The organism is Planococcus halocryophilus (genome assembly GCF_022489025.1).
Classification (GTDB): domain Bacteria; phylum Bacillota; class Bacilli; order Bacillales_A; family Planococcaceae; genus Planococcus; species Planococcus halocryophilus_A.
The window spans coordinates 84,666-99,550 of the sequence record NZ_JAKVTG010000001.1; the positions used below are offsets into that span (position 1 = coordinate 84,666).

General features: G+C 38.4%; 15 protein-coding genes. 10 read left to right on the plus strand and 5 right to left on the minus strand.

Features of this window, described 5'->3' with window-relative positions:
• Positions 1-38: 38 nt before the first annotated feature.
• Positions 39-332, minus strand: coding sequence for a hypothetical protein (locus MLE13_RS00405; protein ID WP_240747508.1), 294 nt, complete (start codon positions 330-332; stop codon positions 39-41).
• A gap of 358 nt (positions 333-690) precedes the next feature.
• On the opposite strand from MLE13_RS00405, the gene MLE13_RS00410 reads away from it, so the two are divergent.
• Positions 691-1,767 (plus strand): glycosyltransferase family 4 protein, encoded by a 1,077-nt coding sequence (locus MLE13_RS00410; protein ID WP_240747509.1) that lies wholly within the window; start codon positions 691-693, stop codon positions 1,765-1,767.
• A 106-nt stretch (positions 1,768-1,873) separates the two neighbouring features.
• Here MLE13_RS00410 and MLE13_RS00415 read toward each other — a convergent pair whose 3' ends face one another.
• A complete protein-coding gene (locus MLE13_RS00415) occupies positions 1,874-2,911 on the minus strand; it encodes an LCP family protein (RefSeq protein ID WP_240747510.1) in 1,038 nt (345 codons plus the stop codon).
• A gap of 172 nt (positions 2,912-3,083) precedes the next feature.
• The gene (locus tag MLE13_RS00420) at positions 3,084-3,719 is read right to left on the minus strand and encodes a YigZ family protein (RefSeq protein ID WP_240747511.1); all 636 of its coding nucleotides are present in this window, start codon (positions 3,717-3,719) and stop codon (positions 3,084-3,086) included.
• A gap of 156 nt (positions 3,720-3,875) precedes the next feature.
• Between MLE13_RS00420 and MLE13_RS00425 the strand changes: the two genes are divergently transcribed.
• Both MLE13_RS00425 and MLE13_RS00430 read left to right on the plus strand, forming a co-directional pair.
• Entirely contained in the window at positions 3,876-5,021 is a 1,146-nt protein-coding gene (locus MLE13_RS00425; RefSeq protein ID WP_240747512.1) for a sensor histidine kinase, read from the plus strand.
• A 27-nt stretch (positions 5,022-5,048) separates the two neighbouring features.
• Positions 5,049-5,723, plus strand: a complete 675-nt coding sequence (locus tag MLE13_RS00430) for a response regulator transcription factor (protein WP_008431348.1) — start codon at positions 5,049-5,051, stop codon at positions 5,721-5,723.
• Positions 5,724-5,924: 201 nt separating this feature from the next.
• Here MLE13_RS00430 and MLE13_RS00435 read toward each other — a convergent pair whose 3' ends face one another.
• A complete protein-coding gene (locus MLE13_RS00435; RefSeq protein WP_240747513.1) occupies positions 5,925-6,533 on the minus strand; it encodes a 3'-5' exonuclease in 609 nt (202 codons plus the stop codon).
• A gap of 133 nt (positions 6,534-6,666) precedes the next feature.
• On the opposite strand from MLE13_RS00435, the gene MLE13_RS00440 reads away from it, so the two are divergent.
• The 5 genes from MLE13_RS00440 to MLE13_RS00460 all read left to right on the plus strand — a co-directional run bounded on the left by MLE13_RS00440 (position 6,667) and on the right by MLE13_RS00460 (position 10,581).
• The gene (locus MLE13_RS00440; RefSeq protein ID WP_240747514.1) at positions 6,667-7,251 is read left to right on the plus strand and encodes a DUF4440 domain-containing protein; all 585 of its coding nucleotides are present in this window, start codon (positions 6,667-6,669) and stop codon (positions 7,249-7,251) included.
• A gap of 101 nt (positions 7,252-7,352) precedes the next feature.
• Positions 7,353-8,186, plus strand: coding sequence for a DegV family protein (locus tag MLE13_RS00445; protein WP_240747515.1), 834 nt, complete (start codon positions 7,353-7,355; stop codon positions 8,184-8,186).
• 40 nt (positions 8,187-8,226) lie between these two features.
• The gene (locus MLE13_RS00450) at positions 8,227-9,549 is read left to right on the plus strand and encodes a DEAD/DEAH box helicase (protein WP_240747516.1); all 1,323 of its coding nucleotides are present in this window, start codon (positions 8,227-8,229) and stop codon (positions 9,547-9,549) included.
• Position 9,550: 1 nt separating this feature from the next.
• Positions 9,551-10,207: a ComF family protein gene (locus tag MLE13_RS00455; RefSeq protein WP_240747517.1), complete on the plus strand. Its 657-nt coding sequence runs from the start codon at positions 9,551-9,553 to the stop codon at positions 10,205-10,207.
• 26 nt (positions 10,208-10,233) lie between these two features.
• Positions 10,234-10,581: a PilZ domain-containing protein gene (locus MLE13_RS00460; protein ID WP_240747518.1), complete on the plus strand. Its 348-nt coding sequence runs from the start codon at positions 10,234-10,236 to the stop codon at positions 10,579-10,581.
• 87 nt (positions 10,582-10,668) lie between these two features.
• Here MLE13_RS00460 and MLE13_RS00465 read toward each other — a convergent pair whose 3' ends face one another.
• Positions 10,669-11,376, minus strand: a complete 708-nt coding sequence (locus MLE13_RS00465) for an SDR family NAD(P)-dependent oxidoreductase (RefSeq protein ID WP_240747519.1) — start codon at positions 11,374-11,376, stop codon at positions 10,669-10,671.
• A 126-nt stretch (positions 11,377-11,502) separates the two neighbouring features.
• On the opposite strand from MLE13_RS00465, the gene hpf reads away from it, so the two are divergent.
• Positions 11,503-12,066 carry a ribosome hibernation-promoting factor, HPF/YfiA family gene (gene hpf, locus MLE13_RS00470; RefSeq protein WP_276323758.1) on the plus strand — a complete coding sequence of 188 codons (564 nt, stop codon included), beginning with the start codon at positions 11,503-11,505 and terminating at the stop codon, positions 12,064-12,066.
• Between the two features lie 297 nt (positions 12,067-12,363).
• Positions 12,364-14,880 (plus strand): preprotein translocase subunit SecA, encoded by a 2,517-nt coding sequence (gene secA / locus MLE13_RS00475; RefSeq protein ID WP_240747520.1) that lies wholly within the window; start codon positions 12,364-12,366, stop codon positions 14,878-14,880.
• Positions 14,881-14,885: the final 5 nt, after the last annotated feature.

Sequence of the window (14,885 nt, forward strand, 5' to 3'; positions counted from 1 at the left end):
ACAATAGCCATCTAATGTAGTAACTAAACATCAAAAGTTTATTTTGATGCCAACTGAAGGCTTATTAAAGTTTTTTTAGCAGAACTTTTCACCGTAATACATAAATCTTCATTACTTAGCCTTGTTAAAGTGCAAAGAGGAGTATGAATGTTTGTAGCAACACCCGATCTTACTTCCGCATGCTGATCCATAGACAAGTCAACAAGTAACCCTTCACAATTAATGGTCTTCGCAAGATCTGCCCGGGATTGATAATCCATTTTCAATACAGCAGCTTCATCCCAAGGTGTCCACACCTTTTTCAGTGAGTAGTTTTGAAGCGTGTCATCCATTTGGCTTACACCCCTAATCGAATAATGAAAATAATGTTATAGTCTATTTAATATATCATATATTTATAGATTAAGTAATTAAAATTACTTATATTTTAAAAAATATATAGGTAATATTACTTCAATCGTTTCTTTAGAGTCCGATTTTTAGAGCGCAGTTTTTTTGATAGAGTAAGGAGTAATTTAGTTTAGGGAAATGGCGAAAGGATAGGAACTTTATACAGAAGATGAACGTCATATATTTAGAAAACCCAAAGGAAAACATAGTGTATAAGTAGGTTTCGCTTTATTTCTTGCGCAGTCATGCTATAATGTCAATGAATAAGTATGTGTAAAAGTTATTTTAAGGAGGGAAGACATGCTATACCTCATGATGGTCTTGGCATTTATTGCTTCGATTGTGCTAACACCGGTTGTTAAACGCATTGCCTTTCGCGTAGGTGCAGTCGACCGACCAAATTATCGAAAAGTTCATGCGAGAATTATGCCGCGTTTGGGCGGATTGGCCATTTTCGGGTCATTTTTAATCGCATATTTCACATTAAAACCTCAAGATCCAATTTCTAATGCTATTGAAGCTTCATTTATACCGATTGAAACAGCGATTATTTTAGGTGCTTTATTAATTATTATTACAGGTGTATTAGATGATATGTATGAAATCAGCGCCAAAGCAAAATTAATTGGGCAACTCGTTGCTGCTGGAATTGTTGTCGTCGGTGGTGGACTCGAAATTTCCTTCATTAACTTACCTTTTGGAGGCGTCTTGGATTTTGGCTATTTTAGTATTCCTTTGACTATTCTGTGGATAGTTGGAATTACCAACGCCATCAACTTAATTGATGGTCTTGATGGGTTGGCAGCTGGTGTATCAACAGTTGCTTTGCTGACTTTAGCAGCTATGGCATTTATTATGGGCGATGTGTATGTTATGTCAATGGCGGCGCTATTAGCAGCTAGTACTTCAGGGTTTTTAGTTTATAATTTCCACCCTGCCAAAATTTTTATGGGGGATACAGGTGCATTGTTTTTAGGGTTCATGATTTCGGTCCTGGCCTTAATGGGCTTCAAAAACGTTACAGTTGTAGCGTTAATCATCCCGATAATTATGCTAGGTGTGCCGATTTCAGATACATTTTTCGCAATTGTTCGTCGTGTTCGTGAGAAAAAATCGATTTCAGAAGCCGATAAATCTCATTTGCATCATTGCTTGTTGAATATTGGCTTTTCACATAGTCAGACAGTATTAATCATTTACGGAATTGCAGCTTTGTTCGGCTTGGCAGCTCTTTTGTTCTCTCAATCGACTTTATGGGGAGGCATATTGCTACTTAGCGTAATGTTACTAGCAATTGAACTTTTTGTAGAAGTAGTCGGCTTGGCAGGCAAGAATTACCGTCCATTGTTAAATCTAGTTCGACTAATTGGTAAGTGAAAAGAGTGAGTTTGAAGCATATACTTCAAACTCACTCTTTTTTGATAGGGAATAGAATCAAGTTTTATATAAGAAGTATTTTAGTTAGAAAAAAACACCACAGTTTTTACTGTGGTGTTTTTTTGTCTTCAGTTTGGAAGTCAGCAACCTCTGAGTTTGATTCTATTTGGGTCAAATTAGATGTGTCAGTTTTTAATCCAAGATGACTTTGTAAAACATCTTGGATTTCTGTTAACGATTCTTCATTAAGTTTCCAATAATAAATTCCGGTAGACATATCATCGTACCCATCAAGAGTGATTGTTTCTACATCTGGTTTACCGTTTTTTGCGTATTCAAACAATGAACTTATGTTTTTGAAAGTCAGATCGGTTTTCATATTATCTCCGACTGCTTCAAATACATCTCCATACTTAGTGATAGAACCTGCTGATACTGCTCTATTCATGATGGATTCTAATATCATCTGTTGACGTTTCCCACGTTCGATATCGTTGTCGTAATGACGAGTTCTTGCAAGTGCAAGAGCTTCACTGCCGTTAAGAAATTGGATTCCTTCTTTTAATTCAATGGCGCTTTGTGAATCATTTTCATCTTGTTCGATAATATCATATGGCACTTCGACCTTAATCCCTCCGAGAGCGTCAATCACTTCGATAAATGCATCGAAATTCATGCGAAGGTAATAATCGACTGGAACTTCCAATAAAATTTCCACACTTTTGATAGTGGAACTAGGTCCATTATATGCATAAGCGTGAGTGATTTTATCTTCTCTTCCGCTATCTGGTATAAAGGTATAAGTATCTCGTGGGATACTGACAAGTTTAATCGATTTATCTTCATTGTTTAACGTAGCGAGAACGAGTGCGTCAGAACGGATATTGTTATTACTTTGATTTCGCTCTGCACTATCATCCACGCCTATAAATAGAATGGAAATATTGTCAGTAAGCGGTTCGATATCTTCATTTATATTGCCCGCGGGTTCAAAAGCCGTATCTACAGCAGTTTCTGCTTTCTTAATTAAGTATATTCCATATGCTGAAACACAAATAAGCAAGGAAACGGCTAAAGTAGCAATTATTACAAGAATGGTCCGCTTTTTGTCATTTTTGGTTTTCCGATAATATTTTCGGTTCATGTAAGTTGCTCCTCTATGGATTATGGGCCAACCGAGTAATTAGTTCGGATTAATCCAATCTTAATGATGAATATTCCGTATGTTTGTATAAAATTTGGCTAGTAAGAATATTTCATTTTTCTATGCTTTTGATATTATACAGTGATTCTTCGCATGCGTAAATGAAAAGAATTTAAAGTGGATCGAATTCAAGAAACTGACTGTCCACAGTACTAATTTGAGCCTGTCCGTTTGTCAGACCATTTATCCAATCGATAAATTCCATCTCTTTTTTAACGGGAACATAAATATACATGTCTACACCTTCAGTATATTCTAGGTGATCTAATGGGAACGGTGATTGACGTATTTCATTCTCAAGCTTTCCAAGCCAAGTGTAATCAATAGAAGTTTTCATTAAATAGTGTAATTGTCTATCGACAATCCCAGCGGCTGTAAGAGCAGCTGAAACGGCTTTTCCATAAGCTCGTATTAATCCACCACTACCTAGTTTTATGCCACCGTAATAGCGAGTGACTACAACGACAGTATCTTTTAAACCTTGTTTTTTTAAAACTTCGAGCATAGGAAATCCAGCAGTTCCGCTAGGTTCTCCGTCATCATTCGCCTTTTGAATTGAGTCGTGTTCACCAATTAGGTATGCTGAACAATTATGAGTAGCTGTTTTATGTAGGAGTTTAATCGAATCGATAAACTCTATGGCTTGCTGTTCAGTTTCAGCCCTAGCAACATGTCCAATAAACCTAGATTTTTGGATAAGTATTTCTGCACTGCCAGAATTGCCTACAGTTGTGTAATTTTCTCGCAATTTAACTCCTCCTGTTGTAAAATGAAATCAGATAATTTGTAATGTATATTTAACATTTACTTGCGTATATAGTGATATACTTAATTACAACCGACAAGGTATAAAGAAGCAAGACTCATACCTAGACACAGTCAGTATAGCTAAGGCGGGTTTGAAATGGCAAAGAAAATCGGTGGGAACATACCTGATTCTATTTTTAATGCAATGTTAGATGGGATGGAACAGGCAAAACAAGATATTTTCGTCATTAGTGAAGAAAGTCGCCAAAGTTATGAAGAGATGAAAAATGAACTGGAAGATGTCCGTGTGGAAATTTCAACGATTATTGAAGCTGGAGATCTTTTAGAAGAAAAGACCCGTGCAGCACGAAGGCGTTTAGCGGAAGTATCTCAATTCTTTAGTTCTTTTACTGAAAGCGAAGTTCGTCAAGTATACGAACAGGCAAATGACCTTCAAGTAGAATTATCTGTTAATCGCAACGAAGAAAAGAAATGTCGCCAACGACGGGATAAGTTGCAGCGTCGGCTTCAAATTTTACTTCAGACGATAGAACGAGCTGAAAGCCTAGTCAATCAAATAAATGTCGCTAGCAGTTATTTAGTTTCAGATTATGAAAATGTTGACGAAGCGATCGATAAGAATAAGACATTTCAAGATTATAGCCTCCGTATCATCGAAGTGCAAGAGGAAGAAAGAAAGCGTTTATCAAGAGAAATTCACGATGGACCTGCCCAAATGATGGCGAATGTTTTGCTTCGTTCAGATTTGATTGAAAGAACGTACCGTGAAAAAGGTCCTGAACCTGCTTTTCAAGAAATTACGTCATTAAAAGAAATGGTTAGGCAAGCACTTACTGAAGTGAGAAGAATCATTTATGATTTGCGCCCAATGACACTCGATGATCTCGGGCTAGTTCCTACTTTGAAAAAGTACATGGATACAATCGAAGAATATAATAAAGGGGTTGGATTGAAGTTTCTTTCAAGTGGAAAAGAAGAACGGTTGCCGAATAATTATGAAACGACCATTTTTCGTCTTGTACAAGAAGGGATATCAAACGCAATCCGCCACGGCAAGTCAAATGATATTACGGTAGAAATGAAGTGGTTGAAAAACCAAGTGCAAATCATGGTAACAGATAATGGTATAGGTTTCGATCAAGGGATTGTGAAAAATCAATCGTTTGGGTTAACAGGGATGAGAGAACGGATTGAATTAGTCGAAGGCAACTTGATTATCAATTCCTCACCTGGTAACGGAACAATGTTAATGTTTCATATACCTTTTAAAAAGGGTATATAAGATAGGGTATTCGAGGAGGACGACATAATGACAAAAATAATTATCATTGATGATCACCAACTATTCCGTGAAGGTGTAAAAAGAATTTTAGATTTTGAAAGCTCGTTTGAAGTTGTTGCCGAAGGTGGCGACGGTGGCGAAGTCATCAAATTATATGAAGAAAATAGACCAGACGTGGTATTGATGGATATTAATATGCCACAAAAAAATGGTGTAGAAGCTACAGCTGAATTGATTGCTCAATTTCCTGATGCTAAAGTCATTATGCTGTCCATTCACGATGATGAATCGTACGTGACTCACGCGCTTAAAACCGGGGCTTTAGGTTATATGCTAAAAGAAATGGATGCAGATGCTATTATTCAAGCGATTAAAGTGGTAGCAAAAGGTGGATCTTATTTACACCCGAAAGTTACACGCAATTTAGTAATGGAATTCCGTCGTTTGAGCGAACGTGAAAATAAAGGCTCTTTCCACCAAACGGAAATCCGTCGCCCGTACCATCTTTTAACAAAACGCGAAAGCGAAGTTCTTCAGTTATTAACAGACGGCCAAAGCAATCGTGTGATTGGTGAAACCTTGTTTATCTCTGAAAAAACAGTTAAAAACCATGTATCAAGCATCTTACAAAAAATGCAAGTGAATGACCGTACACAAGCAGTTGTAACTGCTATCAAAAATGGTTGGGTTGAAGTAAGATAAAAAACGGGGAATCTGCGTATTGGCAGATTCCTCGTTTTTTTTTACTTTTTAGCTCTACACGGCTGCTTCCGCTTTTCCTTGTCTAGACTCCAGCAACCAGCTCCTCGGGTCGTAAGTCGTTCTGGCTGTGTGGCTGAAAAGATGCCACTTCGCCAGCTCGCCTTACGCCTGTCGGAGCTAAAACGGTTGCTTCCGCTTTTCTCATAACCGGTCGTAGCAGTATTGGTAGATGGCTGCTGTTGCTAGGCAATCGCCTAATGCATCGTGGGCATCGTGTTCTAGTTTTAAAAATGCGGTTAAGGTTGTTAATTTGTGGTTGGGTGTTTGAGTAATCGCTTTTCTCGCCAATTTTACTGTATCGATTACAGTGTATTCGGGAATTGGTGTGATATCTTCAAGTGCATAAAGAAAGCCCATATCGAAAGGTGCATTATGCGCAATGATCGGCAGATCTCCGATAAAAGTAATTAGGTCATGAGCGATTTCTTCAATAACAGGAGCATTTTCTACATCTTTATTTGTGATTCCTGTAATTCGAGTAATTGTGTTTGAAATCGGGCATTGGGGATTTACCATCAAGTACATGGTTTCTTCACGCTCGTGATTCATATATTTAACTGCACCGATTTGGATTATTTTATCGTTTCCAGGACGCAACCCGGTGGTTTCAAAATCCAAAACAACGTAATTCTCTACTTTCTGCATACTCGATTTGTATTTCTTTGGTCGAGCAGGTTGTTTACGGCTCCACTGGGGACGCGTTTCTTTCATTTTTTGTTCTAAAATTTGTCGTGCATCTCTTTTTTCCATGTGAACGCCTCCTTTATTTCTACATACTAGTGTATCGCAAATCTGAAAAAAATTCTGTTTTGATAGATGACACAGTTTCTTCATTGTATTCGCTATCTCCCTATGGCAAAATGAAGCGCAGGAGGAATGCATGATGAAAAAAATGATTATAGCGACAGGCCTAATTTTGACACTAGCTGCCTGTTCAAATTCCGAAGAACCTTCAGTCAATGAAAACACGGTCGAAGATGGGAATGCAACTAGCGAAAATAATGCGGTTAACCACGGGATTGAAGAAACGGAAGTAAAGGAAGAAAAGACAGAAAAAATTGGTTTTACAGTAGATGACCAAGGCAATATTATAGCAGCGGACGTACCTGAAGAACCGGCCAGTCATTTATTGGCTGCTTATAAAGAATATATAGCGGCATTTAACTCTGAAGACATTGATCGATATATGAATACCATTGCGCAAGATCCTGATGGATTTGATCGGGAGGAAGATAAAGCCGCTTTAGTTCAAGCTTTTGAAACTTATGATAGCGTATATGAAACAAGTGATGAGACCATTGTAAAATACGAAGAAAATCGCGCAGAAGTTTTTGCTTCCCTTAATGTGAAGATGAAAGCTGAAAATTCCAAAGATGCTGTCGAGCAAACGGCTCGTCAAGTGGTCATTTTTAAAAAAGAAAACGATGAATGGAAAGTAAGCGGTGTGCATCTAGTTGGCAATCAATAAAAATTTCCCGCGCATTGCGGGGGATTTTTTTGTTTAGTCATTTTATTTATGTCTTTTCTATGGCAAATTTTGATAAACTAGCAGAGGAGGCTGATTTATTCATGAAAACAGCAGTTGTAACAGATAGTACTTCTTATTTGCCAAAAGAAACACTAGAAATGCTTGATATTCATACGGTTTCGCTAGAAGTCACTTTTGGAAACCAGTCTTTTAAAGAAGCTGATTTAAAAGTAGAAGAATTTTATCAAAAAGCTAAAGAAGAATTCCCGAAAACTTCACAGCCACCACTAGGCGAATTCGTGGAATTGTACGATCAGCTTTCAGCTCATTATGATGAAATCGTTTCTATTCATTTATCGAGCGGCATTAGTGGAACTTATGCAGGCTCCATTCAGGCAGCTGAAATGGTTGATGGCATAAAAGTTTATTCTTTTGATACGGAGCTTACTTGTGCGTTGCAAGGGTTTTATGCGGTGAAAGCTGCCGAAATGGCTAAAGATGGGGCAGATGCTCAAGCAATTTTAGCCGAACTACACGAAATGAAAAAAACATTACGTGCTTATTTTATGGTTGAGGATTTGAAACACTTACAGCGTGGAGGACGATTGTCCAGTGCACAAGCTTTAGTCGGGGGCATGTTGCAAATCAAACCAATTTTACATTTTGACAACAAAGTCATTGTGCCATTTGAAAAGATTCGGACGCGCAAAAAAGCAATGAATCGCATTGTGAACTTATTAAAAAATGCGAGTAAAGGTGACAAAAAGTTGAAAGCAACAATTATTCATGCTAATCGGCTAGAAGAAGCTAAGCAGTGGCAAAAAGAATTGGAAATGACTTGCCCACTAGTGGAATTTGAAATTTCTTGTTTTGGACCAGTTATTGGTACACATTTAGGTGAAGGAGCAATGGGTCTTGGTTGGGTAGAAAAATAAAACCTGCTGAGGCTTTTTCTCAATCGAAAGGTGGTTGGAAATGAAGCAAGTAGAAGAATTTCTAACGGGTAGAATATGGCTCAGGCATTTTATCCCTTTTCCTAAGGAGCAAATAGACCGAGCAATATTAAATGGATCTGTCACTACTCGATTCGGAATAACAGACGAAAAACAATGTATACGATGCCTCGAACATTCACTTCAAAAAATAGTTCCTTTTTATTGCGAGGCATGTCAGCAGATTTGTCATTATTGTCGGCATTGTATCAAAATGGGACGCATCAGTTCTTGTACAGAATTGATAACTTGGGCGCTTCCCTCAACGAACCTTCTTCAAAGCCATTCATTTAATTGGACTGGCAATTTAACTCCCCTACAACAAAGAGCCTCACACGAAGTTCAAAAAAGTATTTCACAAAAAAATGATCACCTTATTTATGCGGTTTGCGGAGCAGGAAAAACCGAATTGCTGTTTCCACCAATTTTCGAGGCATTGAAAATTGGATTGCGGATTTGTCTTGCTGCACCTCGAACAGACGTAGTGTTGGAGTTGACTCCGAGACTGCGTGCGGCGTTTCCGAATACCATCATTCATAGTTTGTATGGAAATGCTCCTGAAGAACTGGGCTTTGCGCAGCTAGTTGTTACAACAACACATCAATTGTATCGTTTTGAAAATGCTTTCGATGTCATGATTGTAGATGAAGCAGACGCGTTTCCTTATTCCTATGACATCGCGTTAAAAAGAGCTGTAGTCAAAGCGAAGAAAAAAGAAGCACCGATTGTTTATGTCTCGGCAACACCTTCAACTGAGTTATTAAAACAAGTAGCCCATGTGTCTAAACTATTTAAGCGGTTTCACGGATATCCATTACCGATTCCGAAATTCCAGTCTTTGTGGAGATATGATAAGACATTTGCGAAAGGACAACTCCCCAAAAAATTAACCGTTTGGGTAGATGAAAAAATAGACAAAAAAGAACCCTTCCTTTTATTTTTTCCGACGATTGAATTAATAGAACAAGCAATTGATATATTTAAAAGAAAGTATCCAGCACTCGAAGCAGTCTATTCACAAGATGCAGACAGAAAAGAAAAAGTCATGAAACTTCGTCAAAAAGAAATTCCAGGTTTGATAACGTCGACAATTTTAGAACGTGGTATTACGATTCCAAACGTGCAAGTTGCGGTAATTGGCGCGGACGAAGCCATTTTTGACGCAGCTGCTCTGATCCAAATTTCAGGGCGTGTCGGCAGATCTAGTGAATATCCAGATGGCGAAATCATCTTTTTTCATAATGGCATCACACGACAAATGGACAAAGCCAAAAAAATGATTATTTCCTACAACGGAGGATTGTAGAATGAATTGTTATTTATGTGATCGAACTATACCACTTCAAGTAACGTGGAGAAGTATTTTTTTTACGGAACGAGAAGAAGTCATTTGTTTCCAATGTCAAACCGAGTTTGAACGCATAGAGACGGGGTGTCCGATTTGCAGCGCAGTAGGAGAAGAGAAATGTCTCGATTGTTGTGAATGGGAAAAAACAGAATATGCAGGGCTGATTGATAATGGGAAAAGTTTGTATCGTTATAATCCTGCTATGAAAGAATACTTGCATCGCTATAAATTTTTACAAGATGTCGTACTTTCAGAAGTATTTGCGAAACAATTAAAAGAGGAATTACGAGGACAGAAATCGGTGATTGTACCCATACCGATGAATGAAAACAAGCTGAGACAGCGAACTTTTTCTCAAGTGGATCGTTTACTTGACGCTGCATCTATACCTTACGTGCACGTTCTCGGAAAACATGAAATTGGTTTAGGTGGAAAATCGAAAGTTGAACGAATCGCGCTACAAGATGTTTTTTGGTGGAATGGGCAACCTGTACCAGAAAAAATATTATTGTTTGATGATTTGTATACAACCGGAAGTACGCTGCGCTTAGCTGCAAAAGTATTGAAGGAGAAGGGCGCAAAAGAAATTAAGACATTAACACTTATTCGCGCTTGATAAATAAAATATTAGGAGTGGTTGCCATGTTTTATAAACGATCAGAAAGCTTTCGGTATACATTTGGAGCACCACCAGAAATAAAGCTGAAATTGATGAAGCCAATTGGAAATTTGACGATTTATTGCTTATTACTCGATGTTTCTCCGAAAGGAGCCAAACTTTATTCTGAAAAAGAGCTAAAGATAACAGATGAGATTGTGCGCTTAAAATTTGTCTTAAATCACGAGACAATTACCGCAGATGCTAAGATTGTTTGGAAACAGCAGTATGAGGAAGGTTGGCTATACGGCGTAGACTTTGAGCGCAATCCGGTAAAGGAATTACTCATTTCTACGGAAATACGAGAGTTGAAGGAATTCGAACTGCATTAAAAAGCCCGGCCATGGCCGGGTTTTTGTTATTTTCAATTGAGTTTTGCCTTATGCCCGTAGAATCTACGGGGCTGCTTTTGCTTTTCTTTAGTGCTCGTAAATCATTTTTCTTGTCATGCCCCCGTCGATGTTTATGCACTCTCCGGTAATAAATGAGTTTTGAGGGTTGCTTAAAAATAAGCAAGCACGGGCAACATCCGCGGGATCACCAACACGGCCACTCCAATGCTGCTGGTGGTCGATGTCTCGTAGGTCTTCAAGTTCTCCGGTATGAATCCAACCTGGCGCTATTGAGTTGACGCGAATTCCTTGTTCATTGAAAGTTGCAGCCAAAGAATGAGTCAGCGCATAAATGCCACCTTTTGATGCCGAATAGGTTTCTGTATTAGGTTCTGACATAAACGCCCGAGTCGAAGTCATGTTGATAATCGAGCGGATGTCTTCCGTCATATAACGGGCTGCTTCTCGACTACAAATAAAGACGCTTTTTAAATTAGTATCTATCACATGGTCCCATTCTTTCTCTTCTACTTCCCAAATGGATTTAAAGTTTGAGATGCCAGCATTATTAACTAAGGCATGGACAGCACCGTGATCTTCATGAATTTGTTTGAATACCGAAATGACCTCTTCAAAATTGCCGACATCGCATTTACGATACTCTACGTCTTTTATTTCAACTGCTTGAATATCTAATCCAATCACTCGAGCCCCTTCAATAGCAAAATGTGTTGCGATACTTTTACCGATGCCATGAGATGCACCTGTGACAATGATTGTTTTATTGGTGAACATTTGCCTCAACTCCTTATTCTCTTATTTTACCTTCAAAAATGTTTTTAAAACTTTTTTTGTTTTAAGAAGGAGAGTTGAGGGAAAGTATAGAATTGTATAGATAGCACAATAGAAGGAGGAGTTAATATGTTGCAATTCAACATTAGAGGCGAAAATATCGAGGTAACTCCCGCAATACGAGACCATATCGAAAAGAAAATAGAAAAAATCGAAAGATATTTCACAGACGGTGCAAATGCTACCGCAATGGTCAATTTGAAAACATACAATCATAGCCAAACAAAAGTAGAAGTTACGATACCCATGAAAAATCTAACATTACGTGCAGAGGAAAGACACGATGATCTGTACGCAGCTATAGATTTAATCGTTAGCAAGCTAGAGCGTCAAATTCGTAAGTATAAAACAAAAGTGAACCGTAAATTCCGCGATCGAGATGGAATGGGAGTTTCGTTTGCAGTTGCTGAAAATGACACGCGTCATCAAAGTGAATCAGACGAAGAAGATTTCACAATCGTTCGTACAAAACAATTTGACTTAAAACCGATGGATGAAGAAGAAGCAGTTTTACAGATGAATATGCTGGGCCATTCATTCTTCGTCTTCACAGATGCAGAATCGAATGAAACAAACATCGTCTACAAACGTAAAGACGGAAGTTACGGGTTAATCGAAACTTCTGCACAATAAAACAAGAATTGTGTTTAGTCTAATTCAAAGAAAGCCTCTCTAATCGAGAGGCTTTCTTTTTGTCTTAAAAACGCTTAAAAAAAGCGATAAACCGCCACTGTTTAAAGTTATAACTTGCTCCATTGTTTGCACCGATTTCTACGCAGTGTTAAAATAAATAGTGAGAATTTTTTAGAACTGTTTGATTTGGATTAAGTGTGTTTATAAATAGTAAAACTTATTAGAACACTATAAAAGCTAAAGCGATCACCCGGTAATTCATTACCGGGGGACACTTGCGCAAGGAGCGGTATAGATATGTTGGGAGTATTAAATAAAGTATTTGACCCGAATAAACGGGACTTAAAACGATTAGAAAAAACGGCCGATCGAGTTGAGGCTTTAGCAGCGGATTTTGCAGTGTTAACAGATGAGGCGTTAAAAGCGAAAACGGAAGAATTTGTTGGAAGACACGCTAAAGGCGAATCATTAAATGATTTATTGCCTGAAGCTTTTGCAACGATTCGCGAAGCGGCCAAGCGCGTGCTTGGCATGTATCCATTCCGAGTACAAATTATGGGTGCAGCTTCACTTCACGAAGGGAATATTTCAGAAATGAAAACAGGTGAAGGTAAAACGTTAACCTCCACTTTAGCTGTATATTTAAATGCCATTAGTAAAAAAGGTGTTCATGTCGTAACAGTCAACGAATATTTGGCGAGCCGTGATGCTTTAGAAATGGGACAACTCTATGAATGGCTTGGTTTAACAGTTGGATTAAACTTAAATAGTTTAACGAAAGAAGAAAAGCGAGCAGCTTACCAAGCTGACGTGACATATAGTACAAATAATGAATTAGGCTTTGATTATTTGCGAGATAACATGGTGCTCTATAAAGAAGATATGGTACAGCGACCATTAAACTATGCAGTTATTGATGAAGTCGATTCTATTTTAATCGATGAAGCGCGTACACCGCTTATCATTTCAGGACAAGCAGCGAAGGCGGCTCAATTATATCAACAGTCAAATGCATTCGCGCGTTTGCTGACAAAAGATACAGATTACACTTATGATGAAACGACTAAAGGCGTTGTCTTAACAGAAGAGGGCATCGAAAAAGTCGAAAAAGCATTTGGCATAGACAATCTTTTTGATATTAGTCATGTTCGTTTAAATCATACAATCAATCAGTCATTAAAAGCATACGTTACGATGAGCAAAGACGTAGACTATATTGTACAAGACGGAGAAGTTGTCATTGTCGATCAGTTTACTGGCCGCTTGATGAAAGGTCGTCGTTATTCTGATGGTCTTCACCAAGCTATTGAAGCTAAAGAAGGCTTAGAAATCCAAAACGAATCGATGACTATGGCAACAATTACGTTCCAAAACTTTTTCCGTATGTACGATAAACTATCGGGTATGACCGGTACAGCAAAAACTGAGGAAGAAGAATTCCGTAATATTTATAATATGTTTGTCATTGTGATTCCAACAAATAAACCGATTATCCGTGAAGACCATGTCGATTTAATTTATTCGACGACTGCTGGAAAATACAAAGCAGTTGGAGATGATATTGCGACTCGTCACGCGAAAGGTCAACCAGTACTAGTCGGTACAGTTGCCATTGAGACTTCAGAAATCATTTCGGAATATTTAACGAAAAAAGGCATTAAACATTCTGTATTAAATGCGAAAAATCACGCACATGAAGCAGAAATTATCTTAAATGCTGGTCAAAAAGGTGCGGTTACCATTGCGACTAACATGGCCGGACGTGGTACTGACATTAAACTAGGTGAAGGCGTTATAGAAGCAGGTGGTCTTGCGGTTCTCGGTACAGAACGTCACGAATCGAGACGGATTGATAATCAGCTACGCGGACGCTCAGGACGTCAAGGAGATCCGGGTGTTACACAATTTTATCTATCTCTTGAAGATGATTTGATGCGTCGTTTTGGTTCAGACGCAATGCGCACTATGATGGGTAAATTGGGTATGGACGATTCACAACCATTGCAATCGAAAATGGTTACACGTTCTGTTGAATCCGCGCAAAAACGAGTGGAAGGTAATAACTTTGATGCTCGGAAACGCCTGCTTCAATACGATGATGTTCTTCGTCAACAACGAGAAATAATTTATAAAGAACGTATGGAAGTGTTAAATACAGATAATATGCGTACATTGGTTGAAAACATGCTGCATAGTTCAATTGAACGTATGGTTTATGCGCATACTGTACAAGAAAAACAGGAAGACTGGCATTTGAAAACACTTTCTGATTTGATTGGAGCAAATCTTCTACCGGAAGACACTGTGACAGAAGCCGATCTTCAAGGGAAATCCCAAGAAGAGCTTATTGCTTTTATCAAAGAAACTGTGACTACGCGCTATGACGAAAAAGAACAAGAAATGACACCAGAACGGATGCGCGAATTTGAAAAAGTTGTCTTGCTTCGTTCAATTGATACGAAATGGATTGATCATATTGATGCTATGGATCAATTGCGTCAAGGAATTCACTTGCGTGCCTATGGACAAAATGATCCACTGCGCGAATACCAAAACGAAGGTTTTGCAATGTTCGAAGCCATGGTTGAAGCCATTGAAGAAGATGTAGCGAAGTATTCGATGAAAGCTGAAATTCGAAATAACCTTGAGCGTGAGGAAGTAGCAAAAGGTCAGGCGGTTAATCCGAAAGAAGATGGACCGGCACCGCAAAAGAAAAAAGCACCTGTCCGCAAGGAAATGGAAGTTGGAAGAAACGACCTTTGTCCATGTGGGAGCGGCAAAAAGTATAAAAATTGCCACGGGACAGCTTCATAAGAAAG